Raw genomic sequence first — 16698 nt, forward strand, 5'->3', positions numbered from 1 at the left:
AGCTAAAGCTAATTAGACACAGGGTTAGAGAGAGTTTAAAGTAAGCTTATCTAGGACAACCCCTTAATTATTATTTTATTAAGAAAAAAAGCTAAAACCTTCATTTGGTGATAATTTTAAGAAAGAAATAACTAAATGACTAACAACAATAAACCTTATCAATTATTCTATTTGTTCTTGCAGAGATTTCTGCTGAAGATGGTGTATGGTTTTTATCATCTAAAATTGAATTAACAACATCACCAACCATATCGATAGAAACATTTTCTGGATGCTTTAAGGAAATACTTTGTGTTTGAGATTCTGTTTCAATTTTTATAGGTCCGTCTCCGAACATAGAAAAACTTATCTTACCTTTATCTCCAACAATTTCTATATTGTCATAATTAGTATAGCTACTAAAATTCCAAATACCTGTTCCTATGATACCATTTTCAAAAGAAAAACTAATAGCAACACTATCTTCAACTGGATACTTATTAATTTGATTTGTCACTTGAGACCCTACATCAACTATCTTACCTAAAAGATAATCTAAAATATCTAAAGTATGACAACCAACATCCATAAATAAACCACCTCCAGAAATCTCTTTGATAACATGCCATGGTAAATTTTCTGGGTCTTGATATCTTTTTTCAAAAGGATCATAAAGCACAGAGTTTACAAAGCGCGGATTACCAATAATTTTCTCATCATGTATTAATGATTTTATTTTTTGGTATCTAGGTAACGATCTCTTATAATATGCTACATATAGTGGCACATTATTTTCTTTACAAGTAGCGATCATTTCTAAGCATTCTTGATAGTTCATTGCCATTGGCTTTTCAACATATACTGCTTTACCAGCTTTTGCTGCTTTTATCGTATACTCTTTGTGAGAAGAAGGCGGTGTCGCGATATAGACAGCATTAACATCAATATCATTAATTAAATCATCGGCATTATCATAATATTTAGGTACATTATGTCTTTTAGCATAATTCTTAGCCAATTCAACATCTCTTCTCATTACAGCTACTAACTTAGAGCCTTTAACTTTATAAAAAGCTGGTCCACTTTTAACTTCAGTAACTTTACCACAACCGATAATTCCCCACCGCACTTCCTTCATTATATTATTTCTCCTTTGTTTCAAATGCGCTATTTATAAATTGCTGATGTAGTTGATAAAATCTTTCTACTTCAGGATGCTGCTCTTTTTCAATAATATGGTCTTGTAATAATTTTTCAACTCTAGCTGATAAACTATTTAGATATTCTGGTGTAAACTCATGATGATTTATCACACAGAAATTAAATGTTGGATCATACTTATTCGAATGATAGCCTAAATGAACTACCATCCTATCAGATTTTAAAGTTCCTGCATAACCTTTGTGCAGAGCATTGTTATTATAAAAAGCTGCTTCACCAGGTTTTAACACCACTTTTTCAGCATTTGGTAAGTCTTTATATTTAACATCAGCCATAACTTTTGAATCGCCAAAGATTTTTTTCTCTTCTTCGGTAAATTCACGATTATGGGAACCTTTAATAAACCAAAGATTCTCATCATGGTTTAAAGCTATATTTATTTGTACGTTATTATGATGATATGCTCTTGTAAACCAAAAATCATCTATCTCATCTTCTGGCACATGTAGTAAATCCCTATGCCAACCTTGAACATACTCTATACCCTTTTCTCCATAAAAAAGTGAAGCTCCCCCTATAACAGGATCTCCACCTTCTAATAATTTTGAACAAGCCTCAAGAATATCTTTATTTGCAGCAACTTCTTGTAGAGCATCTACACGATTTCTTGGTTGTAAAAATTGAATATTTGCCATTTTCTTTTCTTTTTTGACATATTCTGGAATAAAAGAATTATGAACAGCTTTTTTAAGCTCTTCTACTTGTTCTTCAGAAAAGATCTTTTTTATAACTACACCATCTTTTTTAAATTTAATCACATCCTCATCTGTTATAAACATCAAATTCTCCTTATGCTTTATATAGGTTATCTTCAATATCTTCTAAGGATAAGTTACCAGTTTCTGGAATGTTCTTTCTAACAAGAATATGATATATCAATGCAGAAATAGCACTTATAACAAATAAGCCTGCAAAACCAATATGCGCTGATAACGGTAAAAATAACGAACCATATAAAAATGACATTCCAGAATTTAAGAATAAAGCAATGGACATCCCTACACTTCTCATTTTATTTGGAAGTGGCTCTGACAATAAAGCCCAAATACACACACCTGGACCCACTGCATAACCTATAATAAATACACATAAAAGAACTAACATGCAGTAGCCTTTTAATGAGCTAGCGCCTAGAGAGTAGTAGCATATTGCCATTAATGCTAATGCTAAAAACACTACAAAAGTTCCAAATAAGACTAGAGGCCTTCTTCCAGCATAATCAATCAAACATAAAGCTACAATAGTGACTACAAAGTTAATTAACATTATTGCAGTAGAACTAAATACTGCTGTTGTTGAAGCTGTCAAACCAGATTGAACTAGTAAACTTGCACTATATTGTAAGAATGTATTTATCCCTGTTAGCTGTTGTAGCATAGCTATTAAAGCTACCGATACAAAAAGTACAACAACTCTTTTATCTTTAAAGCTAGCTAAGAAATCTTGGAATGTAGCTCCGGCACCGATACTTTTCTTTATTTTCTCATACTCATGCTCAACTACATTTTCATTATATATCTTACGTAGATTAGCTTTTGCCTTTTCAGCTTTTCCTTTCATAAACAACCATCTAGATGATGTTGGTAAAAATATTACTCCACCAATTAAAAGAATAATTGCAGGAACCATAGACGTTCCAAACATATCTCTCCAATGGCCATTGCTAGGAAACCATTTAGTAAATTTATATCCCACATAGCCAGCACCTACTATACCAAGTGTTAACATAAGCTGAAATAATGCAATTCCCTTACCTCTAAGGTTTTCTGGTATAACTTCCACAATATACAAAGGAATAACTATAGTAACAATACCTACTGCTATTCCTTGTACTAATCTTCCAATTAATAAACTATCATAACCATGTGCATTCATAATGATAAACGTACTTAATATAAAAATTACACACGATATTAAAATAGAGACTTTCCTACCAATAAAGTCAGATACCTTACCTGCAAATAAAGTAGCTAATGCTCCTCCTCCAAGTACAGAACCCAGAAGTAAAGATTCTTGAGCATGAGACATTATTATCTCTTTATTTATAAAAATAACTGCTGCATTCATTACACCTATATCATAACCATACAAGATACCTCCTAAAGCACCTAAAATCATTATAATATAAACATACCCCTTTGTTTGTTTCATAATTATCTTACCTCTCTAAACTTGATTAAAATAAATCTATTAGAATTCAGTCTATCAATAATATTTGCTAGATAAGTAGCTTTATATAGCTATTTTTTTGCTTTTTTATAATCGCTTTAAAAAATCTAAAACCTTACTGTAAGATATATAATTAGGTAATTTTCTTAATATTTTTTTATTAAATTATCTATATTTAATATCTAAGAAAATTGCTGAATATAATATATATATTTTTCTAACTTTAATAAGATAAATCTAAAAGAAACTCGTTATTTTCTAAATGACAAATAAAACACCTTTGCTAACCAGTAGATTTAAACTTGAGCCTCTCAAACAAGAGCATGCAGATAAGATGTTTAATTTACTACAGAACAAAGAAATATATAACTATATAGATGACACACCACCATCTTCTTTAGATAAATTAGAAATCAAATATAAACAGCGAGAAAAACAAATATCTCCTGATAATAAGTATATTTGGTTAAACTGGGTGATCAAATGTAAAAAATCGAGTGAATATATTGGCTACATTCAAGCAACTATCCCTATTTTAGAAAAAACTACTGCTATTTTAGGATATGTTATTTTTCCAGCTTACTGGAGAAAAGGAATTGCAACAGAAACTGTAAGTTGCATTATAACTGAATTATTTAAAACTTATAAAGTTATAGAAATAAAGGCATTCATAGATCAAAACAATATAGCATCTATAGCACTAATAAAACGTTTAGGTTTTATAAAAGATAGTGAAGAATGCTATTGTCTCAGAAATAATTATAAAGATAAAAAAGATTAGAAGTAATTATTCAAAAAAGCTCTTGGCATAGTCTTTCATATTATCAAACCAAGACTTACTTTTTGGTGAATGTTTACTTTGATAGTCTTCACCCAAACTATCAGCAAACTTTACTAAAAGTTCTTTTTGCTCGGCATTTAAATTTACAGGAGTTTCTACAACAACCTTACAAAGTAAATCACCTCTTCTATGACCTCTTAGAGACTTCATACCTTTTTCTCTTAAACGGAAAACTTTACCGGTCTGAGTTTCAGGTATCACCTTTAGAGTTACTTCACCATCTAAGGTAGGAACTTTGATCTCGCCGCCAAGGCATGCTTTTGTAAAGCTTATCGGCATTTCACAGTAAAGATTCATTTCTCTTCTTTCAAAGATTTTATGATCTTTAATTAGAATCTGAACATAAAGATCTCCATTCATGCTTCCATTAGATCCAGAATCTCCCTCACCATGAAGTCTAATTCTATCTCCACTATCAACACCTTCTGGTATTTTAACTTTTAGAGTTTTTTGCTTCTTAACCTTACCATTTCCATAGCATGCATCACATGGATCTGAGATATTAGATCCAGAACCGTTACAAGCCGGACAAGTTTGTTCAAAAGCAAAAAAGCCTTGTTGTCTTCTAATTGTACCTTGCCCGTGACAAGCATGACAAGTCGTCTTACTTTTAGATTTTGAACCAGTACCTTCACAAGTATCACAAGCTGCCATTCTTGGTATAGTTATCTCTTTTTCAATACCAAAGAAAGCCTCTTCTAATGATATCTCTAGAGTATACTCCAAATCACTACCTCTAGATGCTCTAGACCTACCAGCACCTCCACGAGAAGCTCCGCCACCAAAGAAAGTATCAAAGATATCTTCAAAGCCACCAAATCCGCCAGCACCTGATCCAGCACCACCTTGTTGATTAACACCTGCATGACCAAATTGATCATACCTTGACCTTTTTTGATCATCACTTAATATTTCATAAGCTTCAGATACTTCTTTGAATTTAAGCTCAGCTTCTTTATTATCAGGATTACGATCTGGGTGATATTTCATCGCAAGCTTTCGATAAGCTCTCTTGATTTCAACGCCTGAAGCTGTCTTTGACACATTTAGAATTTCATAGTAACATTTCTGTTGCATTTTAATTAACCTAAAATTTTGGAACGTATAATTATAACAAAAAGATAAGTGTGGATAAACCACACTCCAGTGATTACTTTAGAATTAATTATTTTTTATCGTCTTCAACATCTTCAAAATCAGCATCAACGACATCATCATCTTTCTTAGGTTCTTCAGCTTGAGCTCCACCTTGAGCGCCTGCTGCTTGAGCTTGATCTGCGTATGCTTTTTGAGCTACTGGAGCAAAAGCTTCTTCTAAAGTTTTAGTTTTAGCTTCGATTGCATCTTTATCATCACCTTTTACTACTGACTCTAAATCTTTACAAGCTTCTTCGATCTTCTCTTTTTCTTCAGCAGTTACTTTATCACCTAACTCACCAATCGCTTTTCTTGAGCTATGAATTAGATTATCCGCAGTGTTTCTAGCTCCTACAAGATCATGGAACTTTTTATCTGCTTCAGCGTTAGCTTCTGCATCTTGTACCATTTTTTCGATCTCATCTTCAGATATACCACCACAAGATTTAATCACAATATTTTGCTCTTTACCTGTAGCTTTGTCTTTTGCAGATACATTCATTATACCATTTGCATCTACATCAAATGTTACCTCAATTTGTGGCATACCACGTGGTGCTGGTGGAATATCTGCCAAGTCAAATCTACCTAAAGATTTATTTGCAGATGCCATTTCACGCTCACCTTGAAGTACATGGATAGTTACCGCAGGTTGGTTATCTTCGGCTGTAGAGAATACTTGTGACTTTTTAGTTGGGATAGTTGTATTTCTCTCGATAAGCTTAGTCATCACACCACCCATAGTCTCAATACCTACAGATAAAGGAGTTACATCAAGTAAAAGTACATCTTTAACATCACCAGAAAGTACACCACCTTGGATAGCTGCACCAACTGCTACTGCTTCATCAGGGTTTACATCTTTACGTGGCTCTTTACCAAAGAACTCTTTTACTTTCTCTTGTACTAGAGGCATACGAGTTTGTCCACCTACTAATAGTACTTCTGTAATATCAGATTTGCTTAAACCAGCATCTTCTAGAGCTTTTTTACAAGGTTCTAAAGATCTCGCTACTAAATCACCAACTAAAGACTCAAACTTAGCTCTAGTTATTTTGATATTTAAGTGTTTAGGTCCTGTAGCATCAGCTGTAATATATGGTAGGTTTACATCTGTTTGGCTAGCAGATGATAATTCTACTTTAGCTTTTTCTGCTGCTTCTCTAACTCTTTGTAGAGCTAGCTTATCATTATGAAGATCTATACCTTGCTCTTTTTTGAACTCATCTATTAAGTAGTCCATTAAAGCTAAATCGAAATCTTCACCACCTAAGAAAGTATCACCATTTGTTGATAATACTTCGATTTGGTTATCACCATCAACATCAGCAATTTCAATGATTGAGATATCGAATGTACCACCACCTAAGTCATAAACTGCTACAGTTTGCTCGCCCTTTTTAGAGTCAACACCATAAGCTAGTGCTGCAGCTGTAGGCTCGTTGATAATTCTTTTAACATCAAGACCCGCAATTTTACCAGCATCTTTTGTAGCTTGTCTTTGGCTATCATTGAAGTAAGCAGGTACTGTAATTACAGCTTCTGTAACTGTTTCACCTAAAAATTCTTCTGCTGTTTTTTTCATTTTTCTTAAGATCTCAGCAGATACTTGAGGTGGAGCCATTTTCTTACCTTCTTTAGTAGAAACCCAAGCATCACCGTTATCTGCTTTAACTACCGCATAAGGAACTTTCTTCTTGATATCATCTTGTACTGCTTTATCATCATATTTACGACCAATAAGTCTCTTGATAGCAAAAAACGTATTATCAGGATTTGTTACAGCTTGTCTTTTAGCTGATTGACCAACTAAAATCTCACCACCATCAGTATACGCAACAACTGAAGGAGTAGTTCTATGACCTTCAGCATTTTCGATAACTTTAGCATTCTTACCATCCATGATAGCAAGACAAGAGTTAGTAGTTCCTAAATCTATTCCTATTATTTTTCCCATTTGTTTCTCCTGTTTTTATATTTCTATTCTTTTAATTCAAGTAATTTTAAAAACCATCTGACTAATAGATGGATGTGGTTTATTTTTTTTCAAGAATTTTTTTTAATTTTTTACAACAATAACTTTTGCAGCTCTAACTACACGACCGTTTAATAAATAACCTTTTTGGAAAACTTCAAAAACAGTATTATCTTCTATTTCTGGGTTAGGTATCATCGCCATAGCTTCATGAATATTTGGATCAAACTTTTCTCCTTTTGGATCAAGCTCTTCTAAACCATTATTTTTTAAAATATCAAAAAGCATTTTAGATGTAAGCTCAATACCTTCTTTCATAGCTACAGCTTCTTCAAGTTTCACTTCATGCTTTAAAGCTTGGTCAATACTATCTGTTACAGGCAAAAGCTCTTTAACGAACTTCTCTACGCCAAACTTACGTGCATTAGAAACTTCTTTTTCCGCTCTTCTACGAATATTTTCCATTTCAGCTTTTGCTCTTAAAGCCTCATCTTTCATAGCATCACAAGTTTCTTCAAGTTCTTTTATAGCATCTTTTGATCTTTCTAGTTGTTCTTCAACAGATAACTCCTCAATAGCATTATTAGAAACTTCCTCTTGAGCTTCTGCTTCATTATTTAGGTTTTTATCTTCTACATTACTTTTTTCATCTTTACTCATAAAACAACCTTTTACTTTTAGTTCTGTTAATACTACAATTTGTTAGATGTTTTATAGATTGTGATTATTTCGATATTTTCAAGAAATTATTAGCGTTTTTTTTAATATGAGTATTAAACAAACAATGAAAACCTTTAAAAAGATAAATATTATTTTACTTACTTTAGTGATATCAAGCTGTGCAAATATTACTACTAAAGAAAACACTAAACAAAAGTCAGTAAAAACAACTACAAATCCTGTAGAAAAAAAGCAAAAAAAATCAATTACACCTAAAAATCCTACCATTACAAAACAAAAGAAAATAAATATTGCTAATTACCTTACAGATAAATATTCAAATAAAGTTACATATAAGAGATCTTCCTTTAAAGATCTAAAGAATTGGAATAGTTCTAATCAACTAAAATCCTTCAATGCGCTAAAGTTATCGTGTAACAAAATACTTGAAGAAAAAAAACCTGAATACAAAGGTTGGTTTAAAATCTGTAACAAGGTAAAGAAAACAAACTTTAAAAAAGCTAAGCAAGCAAGGTTATTTTTTGAAAAGAACTTCACTCCATTTCAAATAATTATAAAAAACAAAAATAAAAATACAGGTTTATTCACAGGATATTACGAACCTACAATGAAAGGAAGTCTAGTAAAAACACTACAGTATGATGTTCCAATTTATAAAACCCCTAGTAATCTAGTTAAAAAAGCAAATGGTGATGATAGCTTCTCTTATGGTATATACAATAAAGATGGCAAACTAGTACCGTACTATTCAAGAGAGCAAATATCTGATGGAAATCTATTTACTAATAAAGATGTCCTAGTCTGGGTAAAGTCAAAAGTCGATCGTACATTCTTACAAATCCAAGGTTCCGGTAGAATTCAAACTAGTAGTGGCGATATACTTCTAGGGTATGATAGTCAAAATGGACACCCTTATAGACCTATAGGCCGATACCTACTTGAGCATAATTATATGACTGCAAAAGAAATGTCTATGCAATCAATAAAGCAATGGCTTGACAACCATAAAGATAAAATCGATGAAGTGCTAAACTATGATCCATCATTTGTCTTTTTTAGATATATCGAATACAAGAATGCTGTAGGTGCTCAAGATGTGGAACTAACGCCTGGCTACTCTTTAGCTGTTGACCACATATATTACCCTTATGGTGTTCCTTTGTGGTTAGAAACAGACTATTATAAAGAAGATCATAAAAATACAGTTCCTCTTGATAGACTAATGATTGCTCAAGATACTGGTGGAGCTATTCGTGGTATTATCCGAGGAGATGTTTTTTGGGGTCATGGCAAGCAAGCAGAGTTTAATGCAGGCCATATGAACAATAGAGGCAAATTATGGATATTATTACCAAATGCGTAATGTTAATACAGTAATTATAGGTGGTGGAATATCTGGAATTAGTTTTTCACAGAAGCTAAATAGCATAGGGGTTGAAAACCTTATAATTGAGAAAGATAGAAATGGTGGTTGTATTGACACTCAAAACTACGAGGATTTTTGGTTTGAGATGGGAGCCCACACTATATACAACTCTTACTCAGATACTATAGATTTTATAAAATCAAACAATCTTATAGATAATATTATCACTCGTAACAAACACCCTTTTTTATTAGTTAAACCAAATAATCAAATCGAAAGTATCTTTAAAAACTTAAACTTTTTTAGTCTTGCATATAGCTATATAAAAAATAGAAAAGTATCTAAAAATGATAAAACAGTAAGAGAATATACTTCAAAACTTTTTGGCAAAGACAATTATGATAATACATTAAAATATTGCTTTAATGCTGTACTTTCACAAGATAGTCAAGACTTTCCTATGGAATATCTTTTTAAAAAGTATGATAGAGACACGAATATACCTCGAAGTTTCACATTAAAAAATGGACTCTCAAGCATAATAGCGAACTCTCAAATAAACTCTGTTAAAGGAAGCGTATTAAAGATCTCTTATGAAGATAATCAATGGTTAGTCACCACAGATAAAGCTAGTTATACTGCCCAAAGAGTTTGCTTAGCAACGCCATGGAATGTAACAAAAGAGCTACTAATAGAGATACTACCCAATATAGCTAAACATAAATATTCACCAACAACCTCTGAGCTTACAAGTATTGGAATCGTTATTGATAAAAACAAGCTTAATCACATTAAGAGCTTAGCCGGCTTAATTGGTAAAGAACAATTCTTCTTCTCAGCTGTTTCTAGAGATGTTATCGATCACCCTAATTATAGAGCTATAGTTTTTCATTGTCATACTAAAGCTCCTACAGAGGAAGCAATTAATAGAATCACTAAACTTCTAAAAATAGACCAATCTGATATTCTGCACTCATATCAAAAAACTAACTTACTACCCCGCTATCATCGTAATCATAATATTTTCCTAGAAGATTTAGAAAAAGAGCTATCACAAGTACCTAATCTATATATCACTGGAAACTTTTTTGATCGTCTAGCTATTGAAAACTGTATCAGAAGGTCAAATAAAGAAGTTAATAGATTATCTTCATAACCAGCTAAACTCTTTTTAAATTTTAACAACAAAATTTTACAAAATTGTAATATCTCTGTTACATCTTTTAACTATTATCACTATGGTAATTTGATTTTCGTATGCAAAAAAATATAAAGGAGTAAATTATGCCTACTCTTACTTTTGATAAGGAATATAGAAAACTATCATTAGCTGATATTGGACCTATAGGTAACCTCTCAAACAGAGTCCGTAATAACATAAAATCTGTTATGTTAAAAAATATTTGGCCTATAGAAACTATGGCAAAATTCAAAATGCAAAGCAATAAACCTGAAAGTAATCAACATAATTTTAAAAATTTAAAAGAATATTTAAAAAGAAATTCTCCTCTTGCTAGCTACTGGCTGGAGAACAAGCCACAAAATATTTACTTAAACTTTCTAGATATAGATAAGTTTAAAGAATGTCTTATTAAAAATTACACTACTAGAGCTACTTTTGAAACTAAAGAACAATTTCTAGTATTTGAAGGAGGTGATACTTCTAAATATGATGACGATACTCTTACCCAACTAAAGAAACTAACTTTACATATAGATCTTCATGGAAAGTTTTTAATAGCAGAAATGGCTAATTATAAATTATTAGCTCACTGTTCAACAACTAAGAAATCAACAGAAATTACTTGTGGACATTTAGGAGCTCTCTTAAGTTATATAAAACAAGGAGTTTTGGATATAGTTTCATCACTTGATCTTAAGTGCATAATGAGTTCGGAAGAATATTTCGATTTTATGGCTCGTATTTTAGACACATTTAATTTACTAGCTGACTCATGTAAAACAAATATTGCTAAATACCAAGCACAAAACTATGACTCTCTTATAGAAATGAGTGATGAACACTTTTTTAAAGAATACACAAATTTACTTTTATCAAAACGGATTAGTGAACAAGAGCAAATTAAAGATATGCAACAAGACTATCAACAAGCTAAAAAAGAAGCTTATCAAAAAAGCCGACAATCTGGACAGTTTTACGAAAAGGCAATGTCTAAAATCAATAGCTTAAGAGTAACAACTAGTCAAACATTAATAGATGCTAGAATACTTAAACTTAAAGCCGATATAAATAAAGCTAAAAAAGAAGGGCTGCTAACAGATTCAGAACTACTTAAATGTGGAAGTATAAATTTCCAAAATAGTAGTTGGTATTTAAATAAAATAATGCTAATCCGTTATTTGCAAGCAGATGTCCCTTTTAAAATTATGGAATATGGATATAAAGCAGGAAGAACAGCTTTTAATGCCGGAAAAAATATTACCGGTTCTGATATTGGAGGAGCCGCGACTATTCTAGCTTCATACTATGGTTTAGATATGATGTTAGGTGCTGCATTTGGTATTGGCATAGCTCCACTAGTTTTAGGAGGAGCAGGAGTAGCTATTGCAGCAGGATACGTAGCAACAACCGCTATTAGTAAAAGAGCAGATTACTCAAGATACAAAGGGTTAAAAGAATCATTATCTCTACAACAACAATCTCTTATAATTAATCAACGTCGTTATTTCTTTATAAAAAGTTCTCTTGATTATCTAATTCTATGTGGATATAAAACAGATGGGATGGAGCAACTTGCTAGACTTGAAGCATCAATCAAAGAAAAAATTAAAACTATTGAAAATGATAATAAAGAATTAGAGGCCATGGACAAAGATACATTAAACATAATTCAAAAAAGTATTTCTGAAAATTATCAATATGTTCAAAATAAAGCTTATGGAGGATATCAATATGCTCGAGATACAGCTTCTCGAAGTTATAACTATCTTATAAAAAGTATTTGGGGATAGTTATATAGTGTAAATTACACTCTATTGAATAATTTTGATTTCATACAAAAAATAACTCGCTATATTGAAGCTAGTAATTTTAATATACAATTTAGAAAATAGACTTCTTAAGCTTAACTAACCAATATTATTGAAACCTCACGAAGTATTTAGCTATCAAAAATTTTATTATAAAATTAAATAAAGAAACTACAAATGTAATTAATAATAGTTTTTACTATAAAAATAATTAAAAGTCCTATAAAAATATTTATTATGAAACCTTAGTAACCCATAAAACATTTAAAAGGCCAATATCTATGAGAAAAATAATATTATTACTCGCTTTATTAATTACCTCAAATTATCTTTTTGCTTCGGGCACTATTTATCAAGCCGGAAATATAACTTCTCTAACAAGAGGAGTATATTCTAGTGATATATCTTTAAAAGATTTAGAACGTAAAGGTCAGTATGGTCTTGGGACTATAGAAGGTGCTAAAGGTGAAATGGTAATATTTAAAGGTAAAGCTTATCTTAGTGATATTAGAGGTAAAGCAGTTCCTCTGAAAGGAAACATAACCGTTCCATTTGCAGATGTGTTTAGCTTCTCAAAACCACAAATAAACTCAAACTATAACGATCTAACTATTTCAAAAGTATTATCTACGATCAAAGACAAACTTCATGGTGATAATTACTTTTATATAATTAAAATTAAAGGTAAGTTTTCAAAAATTCATGCTAGAACAATCCCTCCAGCTCAAAAAGGATACACTTTAAGTCAATGGGTATCTAAAAACCAAAAATTTCATGATTTAAAAAATGTTGAAGGAACTCTAATTGGTGTATACAGCCCTAAATACTTATCTAGCATCGCAGTCCCAGGCTTTCACTTCCATTTCATTACTAAAGATCTTTCACATGTTTATCATGTTTATAGCTTCAAATCAGCACAAGTTAATGTTCAAATAGAAAAAATAAATAACTTCACAATGCTACTGCCAAATAGCAAACAATATCAAAAAACAAATATAGAAACTTTTAGTCACTCCACAATTAGTAAGATGGAAGAAGGTAAATAAAAATATTTGATAAATAATTTGCTTATCCTCCATAGAAAATGTATTATATACACTGCTTAAATTTTTAAAGTAGCGCGAGCTGAATTGTTCGCAAAGTTAAGAATTTTTTGCAAAAACTGAGTAATTGACAACAATAAATAAAGGAAAAAAGATGAAAACGTTTACTGCAAAACCATCAAATATCAAAAGAGAATGGCTTTTGATTGATGCTACAGATAAAACTTTAGGTCGTCTAGCTACAGAAGTAGCAATGATCCTAAGAGGTAAAAACAAGCCAGAATATACTCCTCATATGGATACTGGTGATTATGTTGTTATCGTTAATGCTGAGAAAGTAGCTGTAACTGGTAACAAAAGAAAAGGTAAAATCTACCACCACCACACAGGCTATATTGGCGGTATCAAATCAGTATCTTTTGAGAAGCTAATAGCAACTCATCCAGAAAGAGCTATTGAAAAAGCTGTAAAAGGTATGCTTCCTAGAACTCCACTAGGTCGTGCAATGTTCAAAAAGTTAAAAGTTTATGCAGGTGAAAGTCACCCACATACAGCTCAACAACCTCAAGCTCACAATATTTAATAAAGGATGGTAAAAATGTCAGAATATAATTATGGTACAGGTCGTCGTAAAAGTTCTGTAGCTCGTGTATTTATGAAAAAAGGTACTGGTCAATTCATCGTTAATGGTCTTCCATTAGAGCAATACCTATGTCGCGAAACAGATTGCATGGTTGTTAAGCAACCTTTAGAACTTACTAGTAATACAGATAACTTTGATTTTAAAGTAACTGTAAAAGGTGGTGGAACTACAGGTCAAGCTGGTGCTATCCGTCTTGGTGTTACTAGAGCTCTTATCGAGTACGATGAAGATCTTAAACCAGCTCTTCGTGAAGCAGGTTTCGTTACACGTGATCCTCGTAAAGTTGAGCGTAAAAAGCCTGGTCTTAGAAAAGCTCGTAGAAGAAGACAATTCTCTAAGCGTTAATATTTTTTTATATTACACTCTTTTATTATTCTTTTTATTTTATCACTAGGAGGATAAAACCTTGGTTTTATACACAAAAAAGGATGATATCTATAGCGACATCGTACGCATGATACTATCAATCAAAGGTGCTAATGCCAAAATTGTAGATGTTTCAGATCAAGATAATTCAAAACATTTAGAAGAATTAAATATCATTACACCAAATGGCAATATTCCTACATTAACTACAGAAGACTTTGCTGTATATAGACTTAATGTAGTTATAGAAGCTATTGAAGACTTATACCCCTTCCCTCCTATGTTTCCTGTTTTTCCAAAACAGCGAGCAAATGCGAGAATTCTATTAGAACATGTTAACAAAACATTCTTACAAAACATCACAGTTCTGCAAGACCCTTACTTAAGTGAAGAAGAGGCAGAAGAGATTAAAAAAGTGATGCAGAAAGATTTGATTAGCACGTATAGAACAATTGTTAATGAGAGAGAAGTAAATGCAGAGAGCAATCCAGATGCTCAAAACATCAATGTTTTAACTCTAATAATAACTTTTGTTTTTTACTACTTCATTAAGTTAAAAATATCTATTCCAACAAAAGATAAAAATATTATCAAGGAAATTAAAGATTTACTTAGTGAACCTAGTTTCATCAAAACTATCAAAGGAGAAGGAGCTTAATATGGCTATGCTTAGAGCCTATATAGTTAAGGCAACATATAATTGGTTAGTTGATCATGGTTTTACTCCATACGTACTTATTGATACTGAGTACGAAGATATAGTAGTCCCAACAAACTATATAGATGAAGATAAAAAAATACTTTTAGACTTATCTCCACAAGCAGTTCAAAATCTAAATATAGATGATAACCATATAACATTTGAAGCTACTTTTGATGGTGAACCAATGTCTGTAAATATTCCTATGGAAGCTATTTTAGAAGTATTTTCTAAAGAAACAGAACAAGGAATATATGCTCGTGAATTTGGTTATGGAATTAATGTAAATGAAGGTGAAGATGATGAGACAGCTAATCCTAAAAAGGCTGGTGAATCAGATTCTGATAACATTCTTACTTTAGATTAAATTCTAAAACATATCTGGCTCTTTCCAATTAACTGTGTAAATTCTTAATTATCTAGCAAAAGATTAAGGATAAAAGCGATGTCTAAAGATAGAAAATCAGAAGATATTTACTCAATACTAGCAGACCAGATAATAGACTCTGGAATTGATGTTAATCAAATGTTTGAGAAAAATGATTTACTTAAACAGTTAACAAAACGGTTACTAGAAAAAGCATTAGATACAGAGATGAATAGTCATCTTGGCTATTCAAAGCATCAAAGAAGCAATTCTTCAAATGCTAGAAATGGCTATAGCAATAAAAGCTTATCTACTGATACTGGCAATGTAGATATATCAGTACCTAGAGATAGAGAGAGTGATTTTGAGCCACAAATAGTTCCTAAAAGAGTAACAAAGATAAATGGCTTAGATCACTTTGTATGCTAAAGGTATGAGTACTACTGATATCCAGCAGCAACTATTTGAGCTGTATGATACAAAAATAAGCACAAGCTTTATAAGTGATGTTACACAAGCCATTATAGAGGATGTTAAAGCATGGAAGAATAGACCATTAGAACCTGTTTATCCTATAGTATTTTTTTGGCTGCATAGTCATTAAAGTCAGAGAAGATAAGCGTATCATTAACAAAGCGGTATATGTTTTGCATCAGGTATATTGCTAACTGGTCACAAAGATGTATTAGGTCTTTGGATAAGTCAAAATGAAGTTTCTAAGTATTGGCTAGGAGTTTTTACTGAATTAAAGAATAGAGGCTTACAGGATATATTCATAGCATGTACTGATAATTTAAAAGGTATGTCTGATGCTATACTGGCTGTATACTCTGAAACAAAGCATCAGCTTTGTATTGTTCACCAAATCAGAAACTCTTTAAGGTATGTACCTTACAAAGATAAAAAGGAAGTAGCAAGACAGCTAAAGAAAATATATGATGCAATACTATTGATGTAGCCGAATCTGAGCTTGAAAGCTTTGCAAATAAGTATGATGCCAAATATCCTTTAATTTCAAAGTCATGGTTAAATAACTGGGATAATTTGACTGTATTCTTGCAATATCCTCCACATATCCATAAAGTAATTTATACTACTAATGCGATAGAATCGCTTAATAGTCAATTTAGGAAAGTTATTAAGAATAAAAAAAGGGGTTGTCCTAGATAAGCTTACTTTAAACTCTCTCTAACCCAGTGTCTAATTAGCTTTAGCTGCC

16 protein-coding genes and 1 pseudogene are annotated in these 16698 nt (G+C 31.7%); 11 read left to right on the plus strand and 6 right to left on the minus strand.

The window, feature by feature from the left end; all coding sequences use genetic code 11:
* Positions 1 to 139: 139 nt before the first annotated feature.
* The 3 genes from F3D62_RS12375 to F3D62_RS12385 are packed head-to-tail and all read right to left on the minus strand — an operon-like array spanning position 140 to position 3351.
* Positions 140 to 1117, minus strand: a complete 978-nt coding sequence (locus F3D62_RS12375; protein WP_150468551.1) for a Gfo/Idh/MocA family protein — start codon at positions 1115 to 1117, stop codon at positions 140 to 142.
* Positions 1118 to 1121: 4 nt separating this feature from the next.
* Positions 1122 to 1979 carry a phytanoyl-CoA dioxygenase family protein gene (locus tag F3D62_RS12380; protein ID WP_150468552.1) on the minus strand — a complete coding sequence of 286 codons (858 nt, stop codon included), beginning with the start codon at positions 1977 to 1979 and terminating at the stop codon, positions 1122 to 1124.
* Positions 1980 to 1989: 10 nt separating this feature from the next.
* A complete protein-coding gene (locus F3D62_RS12385; protein ID WP_150468553.1) occupies positions 1990 to 3351 on the minus strand; it encodes a sugar porter family MFS transporter in 1362 nt (453 codons plus the stop codon).
* Between the two features lie 280 nt (positions 3352 to 3631).
* Between F3D62_RS12385 and F3D62_RS12390 the strand changes: the two genes are divergently transcribed.
* Positions 3632 to 4150 carry a GNAT family N-acetyltransferase gene (locus F3D62_RS12390; RefSeq protein WP_150468554.1) on the plus strand — a complete coding sequence of 173 codons (519 nt, stop codon included), beginning with the start codon at positions 3632 to 3634 and terminating at the stop codon, positions 4148 to 4150.
* Positions 4151 to 4156: 6 nt separating this feature from the next.
* Here the strand turns inward: F3D62_RS12390 and dnaJ are convergent, their stop codons facing one another.
* The 3 genes from dnaJ to grpE all read right to left on the minus strand — a co-directional run bounded on the left by dnaJ (position 4157) and on the right by grpE (position 7982).
* Entirely contained in the window at positions 4157 to 5287 is a 1131-nt protein-coding gene (gene dnaJ, locus F3D62_RS12395; protein WP_150468555.1) for a molecular chaperone DnaJ, read from the minus strand.
* A gap of 88 nt (positions 5288 to 5375) precedes the next feature.
* Positions 5376 to 7304 (minus strand): molecular chaperone DnaK, encoded by a 1929-nt coding sequence (dnaK, locus tag F3D62_RS12400; RefSeq protein ID WP_150468556.1) that lies wholly within the window; start codon positions 7302 to 7304, stop codon positions 5376 to 5378.
* Positions 7305 to 7406: 102 nt separating this feature from the next.
* Positions 7407 to 7982, minus strand: a complete 576-nt coding sequence (grpE, locus tag F3D62_RS12405; RefSeq protein WP_150468557.1) for a nucleotide exchange factor GrpE — start codon at positions 7980 to 7982, stop codon at positions 7407 to 7409.
* Positions 7983 to 8088: 106 nt separating this feature from the next.
* On the opposite strand from grpE, the gene F3D62_RS12410 reads away from it, so the two are divergent.
* The 10 genes and pseudogenes from F3D62_RS12410 to F3D62_RS13305 all read left to right on the plus strand — a co-directional run bounded on the left by F3D62_RS12410 (position 8089) and on the right by F3D62_RS13305 (position 16649).
* On the plus strand, positions 8089 to 9366 hold the full coding sequence (locus F3D62_RS12410; RefSeq protein ID WP_318010101.1) for a murein transglycosylase A: 1278 nt from the start codon (positions 8089 to 8091) through the stop codon (positions 9364 to 9366).
* A complete protein-coding gene (locus F3D62_RS12415; protein ID WP_150468558.1) occupies positions 9359 to 10525 on the plus strand; it encodes an NAD(P)-binding protein in 1167 nt (388 codons plus the stop codon). Before F3D62_RS12410 ends, F3D62_RS12415 begins: the two co-directional genes overlap by 8 nt.
* A 128-nt stretch (positions 10526 to 10653) precedes the next feature.
* The gene (locus F3D62_RS12420; protein ID WP_150468559.1) at positions 10654 to 12342 is read left to right on the plus strand and encodes a hypothetical protein; all 1689 of its coding nucleotides are present in this window, start codon (positions 10654 to 10656) and stop codon (positions 12340 to 12342) included.
* Positions 12343 to 12641: 299 nt separating this feature from the next.
* On the plus strand, positions 12642 to 13406 hold the full coding sequence (gene budA, locus F3D62_RS12425; RefSeq protein WP_150468560.1) for an acetolactate decarboxylase: 765 nt from the start codon (positions 12642 to 12644) through the stop codon (positions 13404 to 13406).
* Positions 13407 to 13557: 151 nt separating this feature from the next.
* Positions 13558 to 13986, plus strand: a complete 429-nt coding sequence (gene rplM / locus F3D62_RS12430; RefSeq protein ID WP_150468561.1) for a 50S ribosomal protein L13 — start codon at positions 13558 to 13560, stop codon at positions 13984 to 13986.
* Between the two features lie 15 nt (positions 13987 to 14001).
* A complete protein-coding gene (gene rpsI, locus F3D62_RS12435) occupies positions 14002 to 14391 on the plus strand; it encodes a 30S ribosomal protein S9 (RefSeq protein ID WP_150468562.1) in 390 nt (129 codons plus the stop codon).
* A 61-nt stretch (positions 14392 to 14452) separates the two neighbouring features.
* Positions 14453 to 15070, plus strand: coding sequence for a glutathione S-transferase N-terminal domain-containing protein (locus F3D62_RS12440; protein WP_150468563.1), 618 nt, complete (start codon positions 14453 to 14455; stop codon positions 15068 to 15070).
* Between the two features lies 1 nt (position 15071).
* Complete coding sequence (locus F3D62_RS12445) at positions 15072 to 15479, plus strand: ClpXP protease specificity-enhancing factor (RefSeq protein ID WP_150468564.1); 408 nt, start codon at positions 15072 to 15074, stop codon at positions 15477 to 15479.
* Between the two features lie 159 nt (positions 15480 to 15638).
* Positions 15639 to 16437 (plus strand): annotated as a pseudogene (locus F3D62_RS13095) (IS256 family transposase).
* Positions 16428 to 16649 carry a transposase gene (locus F3D62_RS13305; protein WP_411961326.1) on the plus strand — a complete coding sequence of 74 codons (222 nt, stop codon included), beginning with the start codon at positions 16428 to 16430 and terminating at the stop codon, positions 16647 to 16649. The pseudogene F3D62_RS13095 and the gene F3D62_RS13305 overlap by 10 nt, the downstream one beginning before the upstream one ends.
* The last annotated feature ends 49 nt before the right edge of the window (positions 16650 to 16698 follow it).

It is taken from the genome of Francisella sp. SYW-9, from assembly GCF_008711465.1.
Lineage (GTDB): Bacteria > Pseudomonadota > Gammaproteobacteria > Francisellales > Francisellaceae > Francisella.